12 protein-coding genes are annotated in these 14,596 nt (G+C 44.7%); 2 read left to right on the top strand and 10 right to left on the bottom strand.

Going from position 1 to position 14,596, the window contains the following annotated elements; genetic code table 11:
- The first annotated feature begins 8 nt into the window (after nucleotides 1-8).
- Both AB3351_RS02070 and AB3351_RS02065 read left to right on the top strand, forming a co-directional pair.
- Nucleotides 9-2,282 carry an ATP-binding cassette domain-containing protein gene (locus AB3351_RS02070; protein WP_371145452.1) on the top strand — a complete coding sequence of 758 codons (2,274 nt, stop codon included), beginning with the start codon at nucleotides 9-11 and terminating at the stop codon, nucleotides 2,280-2,282.
- 218 nt (nucleotides 2,283-2,500) lie between these two features.
- Entirely contained in the window at nucleotides 2,501-2,803 is a 303-nt protein-coding gene (locus AB3351_RS02065) for a hypothetical protein (protein ID WP_371145451.1), read from the top strand.
- A gap of 174 nt (nucleotides 2,804-2,977) precedes the next feature.
- On the opposite strand, the gene AB3351_RS02060 is transcribed toward AB3351_RS02065, so the two are convergent.
- The 10 genes from AB3351_RS02060 to AB3351_RS02015 all read right to left on the bottom strand — a co-directional run bounded on the left by AB3351_RS02060 (nucleotide 2,978) and on the right by AB3351_RS02015 (nucleotide 14,576).
- Nucleotides 2,978-3,730 (bottom strand): amino acid ABC transporter ATP-binding protein, encoded by a 753-nt coding sequence (locus tag AB3351_RS02060; RefSeq protein WP_371145450.1) that lies wholly within the window; start codon nucleotides 3,728-3,730, stop codon nucleotides 2,978-2,980.
- Nucleotides 3,708-4,364, bottom strand: coding sequence for an amino acid ABC transporter permease (locus AB3351_RS02055; protein ID WP_371145449.1), 657 nt, complete (start codon nucleotides 4,362-4,364; stop codon nucleotides 3,708-3,710). The genes AB3351_RS02060 and AB3351_RS02055 overlap by 23 nt, the downstream gene beginning before the upstream one ends.
- A gap of 24 nt (nucleotides 4,365-4,388) precedes the next feature.
- Nucleotides 4,389-5,189 carry an ABC transporter substrate-binding protein gene (locus AB3351_RS02050; protein WP_371145448.1) on the bottom strand — a complete coding sequence of 267 codons (801 nt, stop codon included), beginning with the start codon at nucleotides 5,187-5,189 and terminating at the stop codon, nucleotides 4,389-4,391.
- 63 nt (nucleotides 5,190-5,252) lie between these two features.
- Nucleotides 5,253-6,704 (bottom strand): CoA-acylating methylmalonate-semialdehyde dehydrogenase, encoded by a 1,452-nt coding sequence (locus AB3351_RS02045; RefSeq protein ID WP_371145671.1) that lies wholly within the window; start codon nucleotides 6,702-6,704, stop codon nucleotides 5,253-5,255.
- 185 nt (nucleotides 6,705-6,889) lie between these two features.
- On the bottom strand, nucleotides 6,890-8,074 hold the full coding sequence (locus AB3351_RS02040; RefSeq protein WP_371145447.1) for a saccharopine dehydrogenase family protein: 1,185 nt from the start codon (nucleotides 8,072-8,074) through the stop codon (nucleotides 6,890-6,892).
- A 109-nt stretch (nucleotides 8,075-8,183) separates the two neighbouring features.
- On the bottom strand, nucleotides 8,184-8,885 hold the full coding sequence (locus AB3351_RS02035; protein WP_371145446.1) for a GntR family transcriptional regulator: 702 nt from the start codon (nucleotides 8,883-8,885) through the stop codon (nucleotides 8,184-8,186).
- 399 nt (nucleotides 8,886-9,284) lie between these two features.
- Nucleotides 9,285-10,763 (bottom strand): multicopper oxidase family protein, encoded by a 1,479-nt coding sequence (locus AB3351_RS02030; protein ID WP_371145445.1) that lies wholly within the window; start codon nucleotides 10,761-10,763, stop codon nucleotides 9,285-9,287.
- A gap of 68 nt (nucleotides 10,764-10,831) precedes the next feature.
- Complete coding sequence (locus tag AB3351_RS02025; protein WP_371145444.1) at nucleotides 10,832-11,584, bottom strand: urease accessory protein UreH domain-containing protein; 753 nt, start codon at nucleotides 11,582-11,584, stop codon at nucleotides 10,832-10,834.
- Nucleotides 11,585-11,872: 288 nt separating this feature from the next.
- The gene (locus AB3351_RS02020; protein ID WP_371145443.1) at nucleotides 11,873-13,177 is read right to left on the bottom strand and encodes a (Fe-S)-binding protein; all 1,305 of its coding nucleotides are present in this window, start codon (nucleotides 13,175-13,177) and stop codon (nucleotides 11,873-11,875) included.
- Between the two features lies 1 nt (nucleotide 13,178).
- Entirely contained in the window at nucleotides 13,179-14,576 is a 1,398-nt protein-coding gene (locus AB3351_RS02015) for an FAD-binding oxidoreductase (protein WP_371145442.1), read from the bottom strand.
- Nucleotides 14,577-14,596 lie beyond the last annotated feature (20 nt).

Raw genomic sequence — 14,596 nt, 5'->3', positions numbered from 1 at the left:
GGAGCTTCATGGTGAAAACATTCTCAGATAAACACATCCTAGTGATCGGGGCAAAGGAAAAAAATTTACACAATGTGAGTGTTTCCATTCCAAAGAAACAAATTACCGTGTTTACCGGTGTTTCCGGTTCCGGTAAGTCCGCGCTTGTCTTTGATACGATTGCTGCTGAATCCCAGCGACAATTAAACGAAACGTATTCAAGCTTCATCCGTCATCGTCTTCCGCATTACGGCCACCCTGAAGTCGATTCAATTGAAAATCTGTCTATCGCCATCGTCATCAATCAGAAGCGAATCGGCGGGAATGCGCGTTCAACCGTTGGTACGATCACGGACATCAATTCCCTGCTGCGCCTATTATTCTCCCGCATCGGGACGCCATTTGTCGGCTATTCCGATGTATTTTCCTTTAACAATCCTCAAGGAATGTGCTTGCACTGTGAAGGGTTAGGCAAGGTGAACACCTTCCAAATAGAGCGGCTGATCGACAAAGAAAAGTCATTGCATGAAGGAGCGATTCAGTTCCCAACATTTCGGCCGGGCGAAGTACGCTGGAAACGCTACGTAGCTACAGGGTTGTTTGATAATCATAAAAAACTAAAGGATTATAGCGAGGAAGAATGGGACACGCTTCTTTACAAAACCGGCTTTAAGCCGCCAAACCCAACAGATGAATGGCCGCCGACCTCCATGTATGAAGGCATCATCCCTCGAATCGAACGGACTTTTTTGCATAAGGATTCGCGCGACACGCAACGGTACAAAGAAGCGATTGCTCATATGGTCGGCAAGGGGATCTGCCCGGTGTGCCGTGGCGCCAGACTGAATCAACATGTACTTGCCTGTAAGATAAACGAAAAAACAATAGCGGACTGTACCCGCATGCAAGTCAATGAGCTGCTGGACTTTATGCGAACAATTAAGGAGCCTGCTGCTGTAACGATCACCCAGGCACTTATTGTCCGCTTGGAACAGCTGCTCTCGATTGGCATCGGATACATAACATTGGACCGGGAAACCGCTACCCTCTCCGGCGGGGAATCCCAGCGCATTAAAATGGTGCGCCAGTTAGGGAGCAGCTTAACGGATTTGACGTATATTTTTGATGAACCGAGCACCGGGCTTCATCCTCATGATGTCCATAACATTAACGTATTGTTAAAACAGCTGCGCGACAAAGGAAACACCGTCATCATTGTTGAGCATGAACCGGACGTCATTCAAATTGCCGACCATGTTATTGATATGGGACCGAGGGCCGGAACAGCAGGCGGTACCATCGTCTATGAAGGCAATCTGGCAGGCCTCCGCAAAGCAAACACCTTAACTGGTATCTTTCTGAATCGCCGACCGGAGTTGAAGAAAACAGTACGCAAACCGACCGGCTGGCTTTCCATTGCGAACGCCTCCCTGCACAATTTAAAAAACGTGACGGTCTCTATCCCCAAAGGGGTCATCACCGTCGTAACCGGTGTGGCCGGGTCAGGGAAAAGCACGCTCATCAACCATATGTTTCCTGCTCAGTATTCTGAAACGATCTTTATCGATCAAAAACCAATCCATACATCTCAGCGCTCCAACATTGCCACATTCACCGGCATATTTGATACGATTCGTGCGCTGTTTGCCGAACAAAACGGAGTAAGCGCTTCTCTATTCAGCTTTAATGCTAAGGGAGCCTGCCCCGTATGCAAAGGCTTAGGCAGCATCACGACCGACCTGGCATTTATGGATACCATCTCAACCGTTTGTGAAGCATGCCAAGGGCGCCGCTTCCGCAAAGAGGTGCTCCAGTATTCCCTCCGTAAGAAAAGTATTAGCGACATCCTGGCAATGACAATTGACGAAGCAATGGAGTTCTTCACGGAAAAGGACATACAGCCAACTTTACAGCGGATCAAAGATGTAGGCTTAGGCTATATGACGCTCGGTCAGCCGCTGCACACATTATCAGGAGGTGAACGGCAGCGGGTAAAGCTGGCGGCCGAACTAGAAAAACGAGGCAAGATTTATATACTTGATGAGCCATCGACAGGACTGCATCTATCCGATTGCGAACAGTTGATGCGCATGATGGAGCGTCTCATCGACCAAGACAGCACCGTCATTGTCATTGAACATAACCTCGATATCATTAGTCAGGCAGATTGGATTATCGATCTTGGACCCGGTGCGGGACAGGCTGGCGGAAACGTAATTTTCTCAGGGGAGCCTAAGGATATTCTGCAGTGTGAGGCTTCGATCACAGGAAAATATATTAAGGAATATATCGCGCCGAATTAAGTTACGTACAATAAGCGGCTTTCTCTCCTTACCTACTTTGTCGAATTTTGTATTCTTTCTCTATCTAGCCCCGCATGCTTGAGGCATGTAGAATAGAGCGTAAGGAAATAAAATACAATATAAACAATATTCGACTGTTCATAGACAAACGACACACTTGCTTTCTTGCTATAAAGATAGTAGCATTCTATGGACGCCTTCGATAAGTAAGTGGGGATATGATGTTTACCAAAAAAGAACTGGGATTAATTCAAAAACTCATACAAAAGAAGCGGGCGGATCTCTCCATCAGCATGAAACTCCGGCTTACTCTCTATGCCGCATCCATTGCCAAAGGCGTCTACTCTACGGATGAAAAGGAAACCATCCTGGCTTTACTCGAAGAGTATCAGAAGACGCGGTGGCTGCTTTGGTCATCAGAGCGAAAGCTCATCGAGCAGCTCTCCCAAAAGCTTAAGCAAAGCATCCGAAATGAACAAACGAATGGCCTATCCTATATTCGGCCTGTTTCGTTCAAATAAAGAAACTGGTCTCCATGTAAAAACGGTATATAAAGAAGAGACTGCCACACGGGATTCCAGGCAGTCTCTTTTGATAATCAGCCAGTGGCTGCAAGAATGGATTGTTCGATATGACGTGCAGCTTTAGTTAGCGTATGCACTTCTTCCGGCTTCACTCTAACATGATAGATGCTCTTATCTTTCTACCAGCTTAGACAAAAACTGCTGCAGCCTCTCTGACTTGGGACGATCAAAAACATCTTCCGGCGGCCCTTCTTCCACTATAAATCCACCATCCATAAAAATGATATGATCCCCGACTCCGCGCGCAAAATCCATTTCATGTGTAACAATAACCATTGTCATTCCTTCATTTGCCAGATTACGCATAACCTGTAGCACTTCACCGACCAATTCGGGGTCAAGCGCGGATGTAGGCTCATCAAATAGAATCGCCTTTGGCTGCATCGCTAAGGCACGCGCAATCGCAATCCGCTGCTGCTGTCCTCCGGATAACTCGCTCGGGTAACTGTGTTCCTTGCTTGCCAAACCTACTTTTTCTAAGAGCTCTTTTGCTATATGGACGGCCTTTTCTTTCTCCATCTTTTTTACACTCACCGGCCCTTCAATAATGTTTTGAAGAACCGTCATATGCTGGAATAAATTAAAGTTTTGAAACACCATACCCGTTTCTGCCCGAACCTGACAGATTTCCGCATCGTTCTTTCGCTTTTTACTCTTTTTATCGAAGTGAATTTTCTTTCCGTCAATGAAGATATCTCCCTCATCCGGGATTTCAAGAAAATTGATCGTCCGCAATAAGGTACTTTTTCCGCTTCCACTCGGACCGATAATAACTACGGTCTCTCCTTTTTTAATATGAGTAGAGATTCCCTTGAGCACGTCATTGTTATGGAAGCTTTTCTTAATGCCTTCGACCCGTATCATAATTCATCTTCCTTTCTAGGGAATCGATATAGTACGCCAAAGGATAATGCAATATCCAGTACAGAATCGCAACGAGCGTAAAGATCTCAAGGTTACGGAAGGTCGAGGACGCCAGCTCTTCTCCCATATGCATAAGCTCCCCAACCGTAATGACGGCAGCTAACGAAGAGTTTTTCAGGAGAATGATAGCCGAATTCCCTATAGGCGGAAGAACATTGCGTAATGCTTGCGGCAGTATAATCCGTCTCATCGCGGTAGGATAATTCATACCGATTGCATAGGCCGCTTCCAATTGTCCTTTGCCGATAGAACGAATCCCCGCACGGAAAATCTCCGCTAAATAAGCACTCTCATTGAGCGAGAGACCGATAAGGGCAGAAACAAACGGTGAAAACTTAAAGCCCAATTCAGGAAGAACAAAGTAAACATACATCAACTGAACCAATAAAGGTGTACCGCGAATGACGCTTATATAAAATCCTGCAACTTTACTGAGGATAACATTATCAGAGATACGCATTAACGCAAGAATCATACCGATAACCAAGGCAATGATTAAAGATAATACGGTAATCTGGATTGTAACCCATGCACCTTGCAGCAAAGTGGGTAAGAATTGTAGTATATCAAACAAGGATGCTTCCTCCTTCACTCACCGTTATTGCAAATTCCACTTTTTAATGATGGCTTCCAGTTCTCCGTTCTTCTTCATTGCGTCAATTGCTTCATTTATTGCCTTTGTTAAATCATCTGCCCCTTTAGTAATCCCAAGGGAAACATCCCCAGGCCACTGCGCCTTGTAATCTTCTACAATCTTCACACCAAGACTCTTATTTCCATTGATCATATGCTTCATGACAGGATAATCAGCTAGAAACGCATCAATACGTCCGTTCTGTACTTCAACCACCATATCCGCCATTGTTTTATAACTTTGCACTTTTATATCCGACTGTTCTTTCATTGCCTTTAAAAAGGTCGTTCCTTCTTGCACACCTACTGTTTTTCCTTTTAAATCTTCGAACGTCTTAATCCCTTCACTGTCTCTAGGGACGATTAAGGCTTCCCCGTAGTTATAGACCGGAGTGGAGAAGTTGATCATCTTTGCACGTTCTTCCGTCTTGAGCATCCCGGCTGAAATCACATCAATTTTATCCGCTTCTAGGGAAGGGATGAGTGATGAGAATTTTGTCTGTACAATCTCCACTTTTACATTTAGATGTTCACCCACTTTTTTGGCGACATCGACCATAACCCCATCAATTTGGTTCGTTTTTGTATCCAAGAATGTGAAAGGAACACCCGTTGTCGTCGCACCAACGCGCAGTACGCCAGCCTCCTTGATAGCCCCCAGCTCAGAGGCTCCTTCGCCTTCTTTAGAGGCGGAAGATGAGCAAGCACTAATCAATAAAACCATCCCTAGTACGAACAGCGATAACCACAATCCTCTTTTTTTCATCGTCTACTCCCTTTCTCAATAAAATGATGCAGCCTTATCGTGTTTTTATATAGGACCTATTCATTAATAACGGGCAGTTAGCATTTTCTTACGGGTATAGAACTCCACTCCATCTCGACCATTGGCATGTAAATCGCCATAGAAGGATTTCTTGTAGCCGGAGAACGGGAAGAATGCCATCGGAGCCGGTACGCCGAGATTAACTCCGAGCATCCCTGCGTCAATGTCTTCACGGAATTGGCGCACAGCTTTTGCGCTGTCAGTATAGATGCATGCTCCATTCGCAAACTCCGATTGATTTGTAACCTGGATCGCTTCATCAAGATTGCTTACACGCACAACGGAAAGTACCGGAGCGAAAATCTCATCTTTCCAGATCGACATCTTGGTTGTTACATGGTCAAAAAGCGTCGGGCCGACAAAATAACCTTGTCCATTCGCGGCGACATCCTTACGGCCATCCCGCAGTAAAGCGGCTCCTTCATTCTCGCCTGCTTCGATATATTTTATCGTCCTGTCTTTATGGCTATCACGGATAACCGGACCAAGAAATACGCCCTCCTCCAGTCCGTTTCCTATTTTGATCTTATCTATGGCTGCCGTGATTTTCTCCATCAATGGTTCTGCGATGGCTCCAACCGCAACGACCACGGAAGCAGCCATGCATCTTTCACCGGCAGAGCCATAGGCTGCACTTACAATTTGCTGAACAGCTATATCCAGGTCCGCATCCGGCATAACAATCGAGTGGTTTTTCGCGCCTGCCAAAGCTTGAACCCGCTTGCCATGAGCTGCAGCCGTTTTATACACATACTCCGCTACCGGCTGGGAACCGACAAAAGAGATGGCCTTTACATCTGGATGTTCTAACAATCCATTCACTACATCGTGAGCACCATGTACAATATTAAGCACACCGTCAGGCAACCCAGCTTCTTGAAATAATTCTGCTAAGCGATTTGCAAGCAACGGGGTCCGTTCCGATGGTTTCAAAACAAACGTGTTACCGCAGGCAATTGCTAAGGGGAACATCCAGCAAGGAACCATCATTGGAAAATTAAACGGCGTGATACCGCCTACAACCCCGATTGGATAACGATACATGCCTGATTCAATTCCTGTGGCAATATCGGGAAGCTGATTCCCCATCATTAGTGTAGGAGCACCCGCTGCAAATTCAACACACTCAATGCCACGCTGCACTTCACCGTAAGCATCTTCGTAGGTCTTGCCATTTTCAATCGTAATCAGCTTCGCTAATTCACTCCAATTCTCAATGAGAAGCTGCTGATATTTAAATAAAATGCGGGCGCGTCGAGGAACAGCCGTCCTGCGCCACGTTAGAAAAGCTCTACCTGCTGCCTCTACCGCAAGATCTAATTCTTTGCGGGTAGATAAAGGAACGCGCGCAATCACTTCACCTGTTGCCGGGTTTGGCACATCTTCATAGCGAGAATCAGATGCAACCCATTCACCGTTTATAAAATTCTTCAATGGACTTACTGTATGATCCATACCTGTCATTTCACTCACTCCTGCTGCATAATAATGTACATTGTCACAAAAGAGGTAGCAGCGCCACAAAAAATGGTAACAATAGGAAAGTAATCGTTTTAAAAAAATAAATTTTCAGTTTATTTTATCCGTAATTTTCCTGTTGTACTGACGAATGCAGCACTGCTACTATTCATTACATTCGTCTAAATTTGTTTAATGAAGTTAGCGTAGACGTTAATTCCTCTCTTAGATAATTCATTAAAGTATAGCTGCGGCGGAATGACTGCTTCGGATGGAAAGAAACCTTTTTTCGTAATCTCGCCTCCTCCTAACAATCGTGTTGTCACAGCCGCCGGGAACCCTACAGAAAAAACGCCTTGAGACATATGCGGCCAATTTTCATACGGGGAGAGCACACAATCAATCACATACTTGCCGTCCTGTCCTTCTTTCGTTCCGATCACTTCTACCCGCAGCGCTTTATGATCATCGTGTTTTACCGGCCCGCCTGCTGCCGCCACTTGTGCATTTTGCTGAATGAGAGCAGCTAGTACTTGCCGAGGTACTATCTGTGTTCCTCTTACATTAATCGCTTCGCTACCACCCACACCAATATTCACTAAAAACTTCAGCTTTTCTTCAAACATCTTCGGCAATGCCAGCTTAAACGTTACTTTTTGAATTCCTTTGTCTTTAAAACTTAACGGAATGGTCGCTACTTCAGAATGAATGGTGTTAATGACAGTCTGTCTACCGATAGGCTGCGGAAAATCTATAACTTCTCCGCCGGAAAACGGTGCTACCTCAACGAATTCACCATCTCTAAATTCATATGGATTCATAATAAACTCATCGAGTAAGGTCTCTATGGCATAGGGTGGAACAAAGTCATACTCTCCTGCATTGAAGTTGACAATACCATCCCGAATCTCAACCGATTCTACCGTGTCAAGGTTGTCGTATGCATACCGAGCCATTACATTCACAATCCCTGGCGCACTACCTGATCCGACGATTCCCGTAATTCCCGCTTGCTCAAACTGGTCATGCATCTTAAGCTGCTGTCGCGCCCAGTGAAACAATCCGCCAAAGTCCGTATAATGTGTTCTTGATTCGAGACACGCCTTCATTACTTGCAGGTTAAAATGATGAGAACTTCCATTCAGACACGCATCATAATCATCCAACAATCTCACCAGAGCATGGTGATCATGTAAATCTACTTGCTGGCAGCTAACTTTTTCTGCACCTAAAGAGGCCTTCCGCTTCTCTAGCGCGTCTACATTAATATCTGCCAATAGAACGCTTTCAACAGAGTCATTTTCAACAAAATCCTGAATAGCTCCTAGTGCGACTTTTCCTGCACCGCCTAATACAACGATTTTCATTATGTATAATACCTCCCTACAATCTATCGTAAATAAAGTAAAAAGCACGGCCGCATATTCATCTTATCGTGTGTTTCCCTCACCTCCTTTTCATTCATCAACTTTAGAATTACTGCTTGCTTTTTGAATACGGTTTAAAAATATCAGAAAGCGTAATCTCCTCATTTTCCTTCTTAAAGTTCAAGTGTTTCTTTACCGTCGTGAAATGTTCAAGAAACACACGCACAGCTTCAGCTTCATCCCTTTTTCGAATCGCTTGAATGATCATCCGGTGCTCATTGGGACAAAGCGGGCTTTCTTTATCTGCATGTTCGTGATAAGCCAAATAGACATTCGTTATATTAATCAACTCGCGACTATAGTTCCCCATTATTTCATTGCCGCTTACCATTACAATTGCTTGATGAAAATCAGATGTTATCTGAATGGCTTTATCGTATTTGTCCTGCTTATACAACTCTTCTTCTGCATACGTTAAAGACTCCAACTCATCTAATTGCTCCTCTGTAGCATTTCGACAAGCAATCTTGACCGCTTCTGTCTCTAACAGTGTCCGCAGTTGAAAAACATCCTCGATCTCTTTCGTTGACGGTTGATTAATAAAGGCCCCTTTATTCGGAAGAAGCTGAATCATTTTTTCGTAATGCAGCCTTTTAAGAACCGTACGAATCGGTGTACGACTAACGGAAAAGGCTTCCGCCAGATGTTCTTCACTTAAATGCATTTTTAAAGGGATTTTTCTTGTTAAAATAGCTGATTTAATGCTCTCATACACATAGTCTTCTAAGGACTCTTTCGCTCTCTTGCTCATGAAACCTCCACTCCAAATCCCTCATTGTATACAATATTACTCATGAATGAACTCCTCTCCTATTCAAAATTCTAGCAGCGTATTTTTTGCACTTTATAATTGTTTATTTATATTGTATTCAATGTTTGTATACTAATAATACCATGTATTTTTTTCAATTCAACTATTTTTTCTTAATTTTTCATATTATCACTATAAAATTAATATTTATAAAATATTATATTATTAGATATATCAAAATACGATCATTGTATACAACAATTGTATTTTTATATTCTCTCCCTCTCTTATAGCCGTATTATTAATCAAACACGCCTCATCCTACTAGTAAAATAAAGAGAGTGATCCAAAAGGACTTGTACCATGTCCTTTTGAATCACTCTCTGCTCGCTCACTTTGCTATTCTATATTCTGTGCTTGGTCAATTTCCTTTGAAATAGGATACCCTTCATAATTAACTGTCGTCATCATTCCCGCAGCCGCATGCTGCAATTGATGACAGTGGAACATCCAGTTTCCAGGATTGCTTGCAACAAAAGCGACTTCGTATTTCTCTCCCGGCTTCAGTAAGAGCGTATCTTTAAATACAGGCTTTCCTTCTAGGCTTTTTCCATCTTTACTGAGAACTTGGAATTCATGTCCATGAAGGTGCATCGGATGGTCATTCATAGGATCATTATTTATTAATTCAACCTTTACACGATCCCCTTTTTTCACTCCTAATTTATCAATATTAGGGTATGTTTTTCCATTAATCGTGAATACCATACCACTCATGGACATTCCATGACCTAATTCCATCGCATACGTTTTATCATATGCTGCAGATGCAATCGACACGCGCTTTGTCTCTACATCCTTGTCTACCAAAGAAAAAATCCCCTTATACTCCTTTGGTACTTCAACTTTATCAGTATTCGTATTTTTCAGCGGAATCAACATACCGACAGCAGCTTTATGATCGAGTTGATCATACCCTACGATGCTTGTATCAGGAGCTATGAATTCAATATCATAACGTTCGCCAGCTCCTATAGGCAGAAGCTCACCCTGAGCGGCTACAGGCTTCTGTAATGATTGGCCATCTACAGCGATCACTTGATACGCAAGAGAACCGAAATGTAAATAGTGGGTACTATATCCAGCATTGATAAAGCGCATGCGAACTTTCTCACCTGTCTTCATCTCATATGGCGAAATGAGCGTGCCTGATTTTCCATTTACCGTGAAAATATCATATCCTGAATTCATCATGCCCATGCCTTTACTCGTCCCGCTCTCCATCTCATCTAGCAATACTGCATAATCACGCGCCGCCCCCGCTTCTCCAGTATTCTCTTCAACAATCAATGCACCATACAGCCCTTTATCCACTTGTTTAGAACTCGATTGATGAGAATGATACCAGTATGTTCCCGGAACGGATGCTTTAAAACGATACACAAATGTCTCACCTGGTTGTACAGCATTTTGTGTCAAACCCGGCACGCCGTCCATCTTATTAGGAACTGGATAGCCGTGCCAATGAATAGTCACCGGCTCTTGAAGTTTATTTGTTAACTTCACTACCACGTCTTGCCCCATTTTCACACGAATTTCTTGACCCGGTACGCTTCCATTGTACGTATAAACTGGTAGTGTAATCCCCGGGGCTACTTCCTGCTGCGTTTGCTCTGCGACAATTTCATAGGTAATCTTATTTCCCTGCGTGAGCGGTGCTTTAAGACCTGACGCGTTATTTAATGGTTCAGCTCGTTGATTCATGCTTGTTATGTTTGTATTTATATGTTGTGGCGGCCCCTCTTTTTCTTTTAATCCGTAAGCTGCACCTCCGAAAAGAAGCAAAATAATAATGGTCCATCCCATCCACTTCTTCACTCTTCCTCTCCCCTTTCTGGATACAAGCTACCAGAGAAGTGTGAAGAAAGTGTGAGGTATTATTGAATTTAACTAGATAACCAGTAAAGAGCGATATCATTCACACCAATAAGAATAAAAATAATGCCTGCAATTCTTTGTACTCTGCGACCAAAATGCATTGATTTACGAATCCCTTTTCCTTTATCTGAAGACATTGGCGTAAACAGGACAAATAAAAGAAGAGGAAATGCCGTTCCTATACCAAATACCGCTGGAAAAACCATCCCATAGGATGTACCAAAAACAAGTGGAGTGAGCAGTCCAAAAAACAACCATGCCATCGTGGGACAAAATCCAAGCGAAAGCGCAATTCCAAGAATAAAAGCTCCTTTTTTTCTTCCTAATCGCTTTGACTGTTGCTCAAGCTTTTGTGAAAAAGAAGAAAATAACGAGAAACGGGTTTGCCATAGGCCGATCATGTACAATCCAGCAAGCAAAAATAACGGCCCTGATAATTTTTTCGCCCACACAAATAGAGGAATGGAATTCTGCGAAACAGCTTCGCCAAACAAATAAATCATCCCACCTAAAAAGGTATAGACCACAACTTTCCCTGCAATATATAAGTAAACTTCCACATCAATTTCTTCTCTCAGTGATCGCTGACCAAAGTATGTAATGGCTGCGAGATTTGCGGAAAGCTGACAGGGGGCCAATGCTCCTGTAATCCCTAACAGCAAAGCAGCTAACAGAGGAAACGTAGTCTGATAGGAAGCCACACCAAACCATTCACCAATCCATCCGCTAAATTGACTAATAAATGTATACCAATCCAGCATAGAACATTCCTTTCTCTGCATGTATTCATATATCTCAGTAAAGCAAAGAGCTGTGAAGAAAGTTTGAAGGCGATAGGTGATAAGATCTAAAAAACCTCTTCTTCACAGTTTCTTCAAAAAAGGACGGTATATTTAATGTAGTGCCTTGAAAGAGACACATTCAACATAAACACACCTTGTAAGCCGTATAGAAATTTACAAAGAAAGGAGCGATCAAATACTATAGCATTAGAAGGAGAGACACACCCATGCCCACCTACTTAGGGTAAGGGTGTGTCTCTTCTTGGATTATAAAATGCCTGCTGCTTCAGCTATATACTCAATAAGATGCATCGCCTGTACAGATTCTGAGAGATTCTCACGCTCAATGCCTAACTTCATCTGCAAAAGACAACCAGGGTTCGTTGTAATAACGATGGAAGCTCCTGTCGCTTTCGTATGTTTCATCTTCTCATCAAGAATATCCATGGATGCATCATAATGAACAATGTTATAAATGCCTGCTGAACCGCAGCACATAGCCGCATCTTTCATCTCGATCATTTCAATGCCCGGTATGCTTATAAGAAGCTCCAACGGTTCGTTCACCACCCGCTGCACATTTGTCATATGACACGATCGCTGATAGGTCACACGCTCACCTGGACGCGGCTGCAGATTAGATAAGCCGCCGCAGGCTATAAGTACTTGACTGATATCTCTTGATTTTGCGGAGAATACACGGGCGCGGTCTGCCCATTCTCTCTCCTCTGCGAGCAGGTGTCCGTATTCATATAACATCGCACCACACCCTCCAGCATTATTGACAATGAAGTCTATGCCTTCCTGTTCAAATGCGGCGATATTCTGCTTGGCAAGGCTTCTCGCTTCTTCCAATTCTCCCGCATGTGCATGCAGTGCACCACAGCACGTCTGATTTGGCACAACAATGACCTCGCACCCCGCTTCGGCAAGCAGAAGGATAGACAGACGATTAATCCGTTGGAACATGGCGTCCATAATACAACCGGTAAAAAAAGCAACTGTATACTTCCTCTCTCCTTTCGCCCTTACTCTTGCAGGCGTTTGTTTGCGCTCTGCTGGGGAGGCGGCGGTTGGAGTAACGGCTTCAAACGCTCCTAGATGATACGGCAGCTTCTTCGTGATTCCAGATGCGCGAGCTGCCTTCTGCACTCCGCTTTTTTCATAGAGCCAGATCGCATGGCCTGTAAGATTCATTAGCCGCCTGCTCGGAAATACCTTTTTAAACATCGTGTTGCGAAACAGGCGCACGGGTGCGGAAAATTTCTTGCGCTTCACGAGAGCAGCACGAGCCGCTTCCAGAATGGCACCGTACTCTACACCTGTTGGACAGGCGGTTTCGCAGGCGCGGCAGCCAAGACACAAGTCCAACGGCTCCTCAAGTACCGATACATCCGTAATTCTTCCCTCACCGACCATCTTCACAAGGTTAATTCGGCCGCGTGGAGAATGGGTTTCCACCCCCATCGTCGCATACGTAGGACAAACGGGCAGGCAGTAGCCGCATTGTACGCAGCTGTTTGTTTTTTCATAGAGAAATTCCGCGCGCAGCTGTTCAATCGGTGTGTCCATCTTAGCTCAACTCCAATTTCTGTCCGGGCTCCGGAAAAATTTTACCCGGATTCATGATGTTATTTGGATCCCACGCCTCTTTGATGCGCTTCATCATGTCCAAACCTACAGCTCCTAGTTCCATCTCCATAAACGGAGCTTTCATCGTGCCGATACCGTGTTCACCGGACAGTGTCCCGCCCAGTTCCACGGCCGTTGTAAAAATCTCGGTCACCGCCTGCTCCACACGCCGCATCTCTTCCTTATCGCTTTTATCACAAATAATATTAGGATGAAGATTTCCGTCCCCGGCATGGCCGAATACGACGAGGTGAACCTGATGCCGATCCCGAATCTCCTGCAGCCGCGCGCACATCTCTGGAATTTTGCTGCGCGGTACGGTGGCATCCTCCGAGATTTTTGTCGGCTTGATACGCACAATCGCCGGGGATACCAGCTTGCGCGCCTTCCATATTTCCGCCTTTTCCTCTGCATTTTGTGGAATGCGAATATCTCGCGCTCCGACGGCTTTGCAGAGCTCTGCTGCTTGAGCCACTTCATCCTTCAAAGCAGCTGGATGACCGTCCAGCTCAAGCAGAATGATCGCTGCCGCATCCACAGGCAGACCGAGCGGCTCATAATTCTCCACCGCTACAATAGAGGCCTGATCCATCAATTCCATTTTGGACGGCAAAATACCGGAGGATAGAATTTTGGAAATCGCAGATCCAGCATCCACCAGATCATCGAAGACGACCATCATCGTCTCTGAGGCAGGAGGCTTAGGCAAAAGACGCAGCACGGCTTTTGTGATGATGCCCAGCGTACCTTCCGATCCGACGATCAGCTTGGTTAGATCATATCCCGTTACATTTTTGACCGTACGCCCTCCGGTTTTAATGATCTCTCCTTCCGGTGTAATGACCTCCAATCCAATCACGTAATCTTTGGTCACGCCATATTTCAACCCACGGGGACCGCCGGAGTTTTCAGCCATATTTCCGCCGATCGTCGATACGTGGGAACTGCTTGGATCAGGGGGATAGAGCAGTCCTTTTTCTTCCGCTGCCTTATGAATCGCCGCCGTCAACACGCCCGGAGATACCACCGCAACAAGGTCCTCTTCATCAATCTCCAGCACATCATTCATGACGGAGAGATCAAATACCATGCCGCCTTTGACCGGCAGCGGTCCCCCGCTCAGTGAGGTAGACTGACCGCGTGGATATACTGGGATATTCTCACGATTCGCCAGCTTAACAAGCGCCGCTAACTCCTCTATACTTTTCGTTTGAATGACAACATCCGGTACATAGGTGCCAAAGGAAGCGTCAAATGAGTAGCTCATACGGTCGCTTTCATTCGTTAGCACTCTCCCTTTTTTTACAATTTGTTTAATTTCTTCTATATTTATCCTCATCTTGTCCCTCCCTTTCCGCT

Source organism: Aneurinibacillus sp. REN35 (assembly GCF_041379945.2).
In the GTDB taxonomy this organism is placed as follows: domain Bacteria; phylum Bacillota; class Bacilli; order Aneurinibacillales; family Aneurinibacillaceae; genus Aneurinibacillus.
The sequence above is the reverse complement of the archived record's forward strand: the minus strand, read 5'-3'. Positions and strand labels throughout refer to the sequence as shown.

What these genes read in the sequence shown, in the direction of transcription:
- AB3351_RS02070 (WP_371145452.1), top strand. Translation starts at nt 9, where the DNA reads ATGGTGAAAACATTCTCAGATAAACACATCCTAGTGATCGGGGCAAAG.
- AB3351_RS02065 (WP_371145451.1), top strand. Translation starts at nt 2,501, where the DNA reads ATGATGTTTACCAAAAAAGAACTGGGATTAATTCAAAAACTCATACAA.
- AB3351_RS02060 (WP_371145450.1), bottom strand. Translation starts at nt 3,730, where the DNA reads ATGATACGGGTCGAAGGCATTAAGAAAAGCTTCCATAACAATGACGTG.
- AB3351_RS02050 (WP_371145448.1), bottom strand. Translation starts at nt 5,189, where the DNA reads ATGAAAAAAAGAGGATTGTGGTTATCGCTGTTCGTACTAGGGATGGTT.
- AB3351_RS02045 (WP_371145671.1), bottom strand. Translation starts at nt 6,704, where the DNA reads ATGGATCATACAGTAAGTCCATTGAAGAATTTTATAAACGGTGAATGG.
- AB3351_RS02040 (WP_371145447.1), bottom strand. Translation starts at nt 8,074, where the DNA reads ATGAAAATCGTTGTATTAGGCGGTGCAGGAAAAGTCGCACTAGGAGCT.
- AB3351_RS02035 (WP_371145446.1), bottom strand. Translation starts at nt 8,885, where the DNA reads ATGAGCAAGAGAGCGAAAGAGTCCTTAGAAGACTATGTGTATGAGAGC.
- AB3351_RS02025 (WP_371145444.1), bottom strand. Translation starts at nt 11,584, where the DNA reads ATGCTGGATTGGTATACATTTATTAGTCAATTTAGCGGATGGATTGGT.
- AB3351_RS02020 (WP_371145443.1), bottom strand. Translation starts at nt 13,177, where the DNA reads ATGGACACACCGATTGAACAGCTGCGCGCGGAATTTCTCTATGAAAAA.
- AB3351_RS02015 (WP_371145442.1), bottom strand. Translation starts at nt 14,576, where the DNA reads ATGAGGATAAATATAGAAGAAATTAAACAAATTGTAAAAAAAGGGAGA.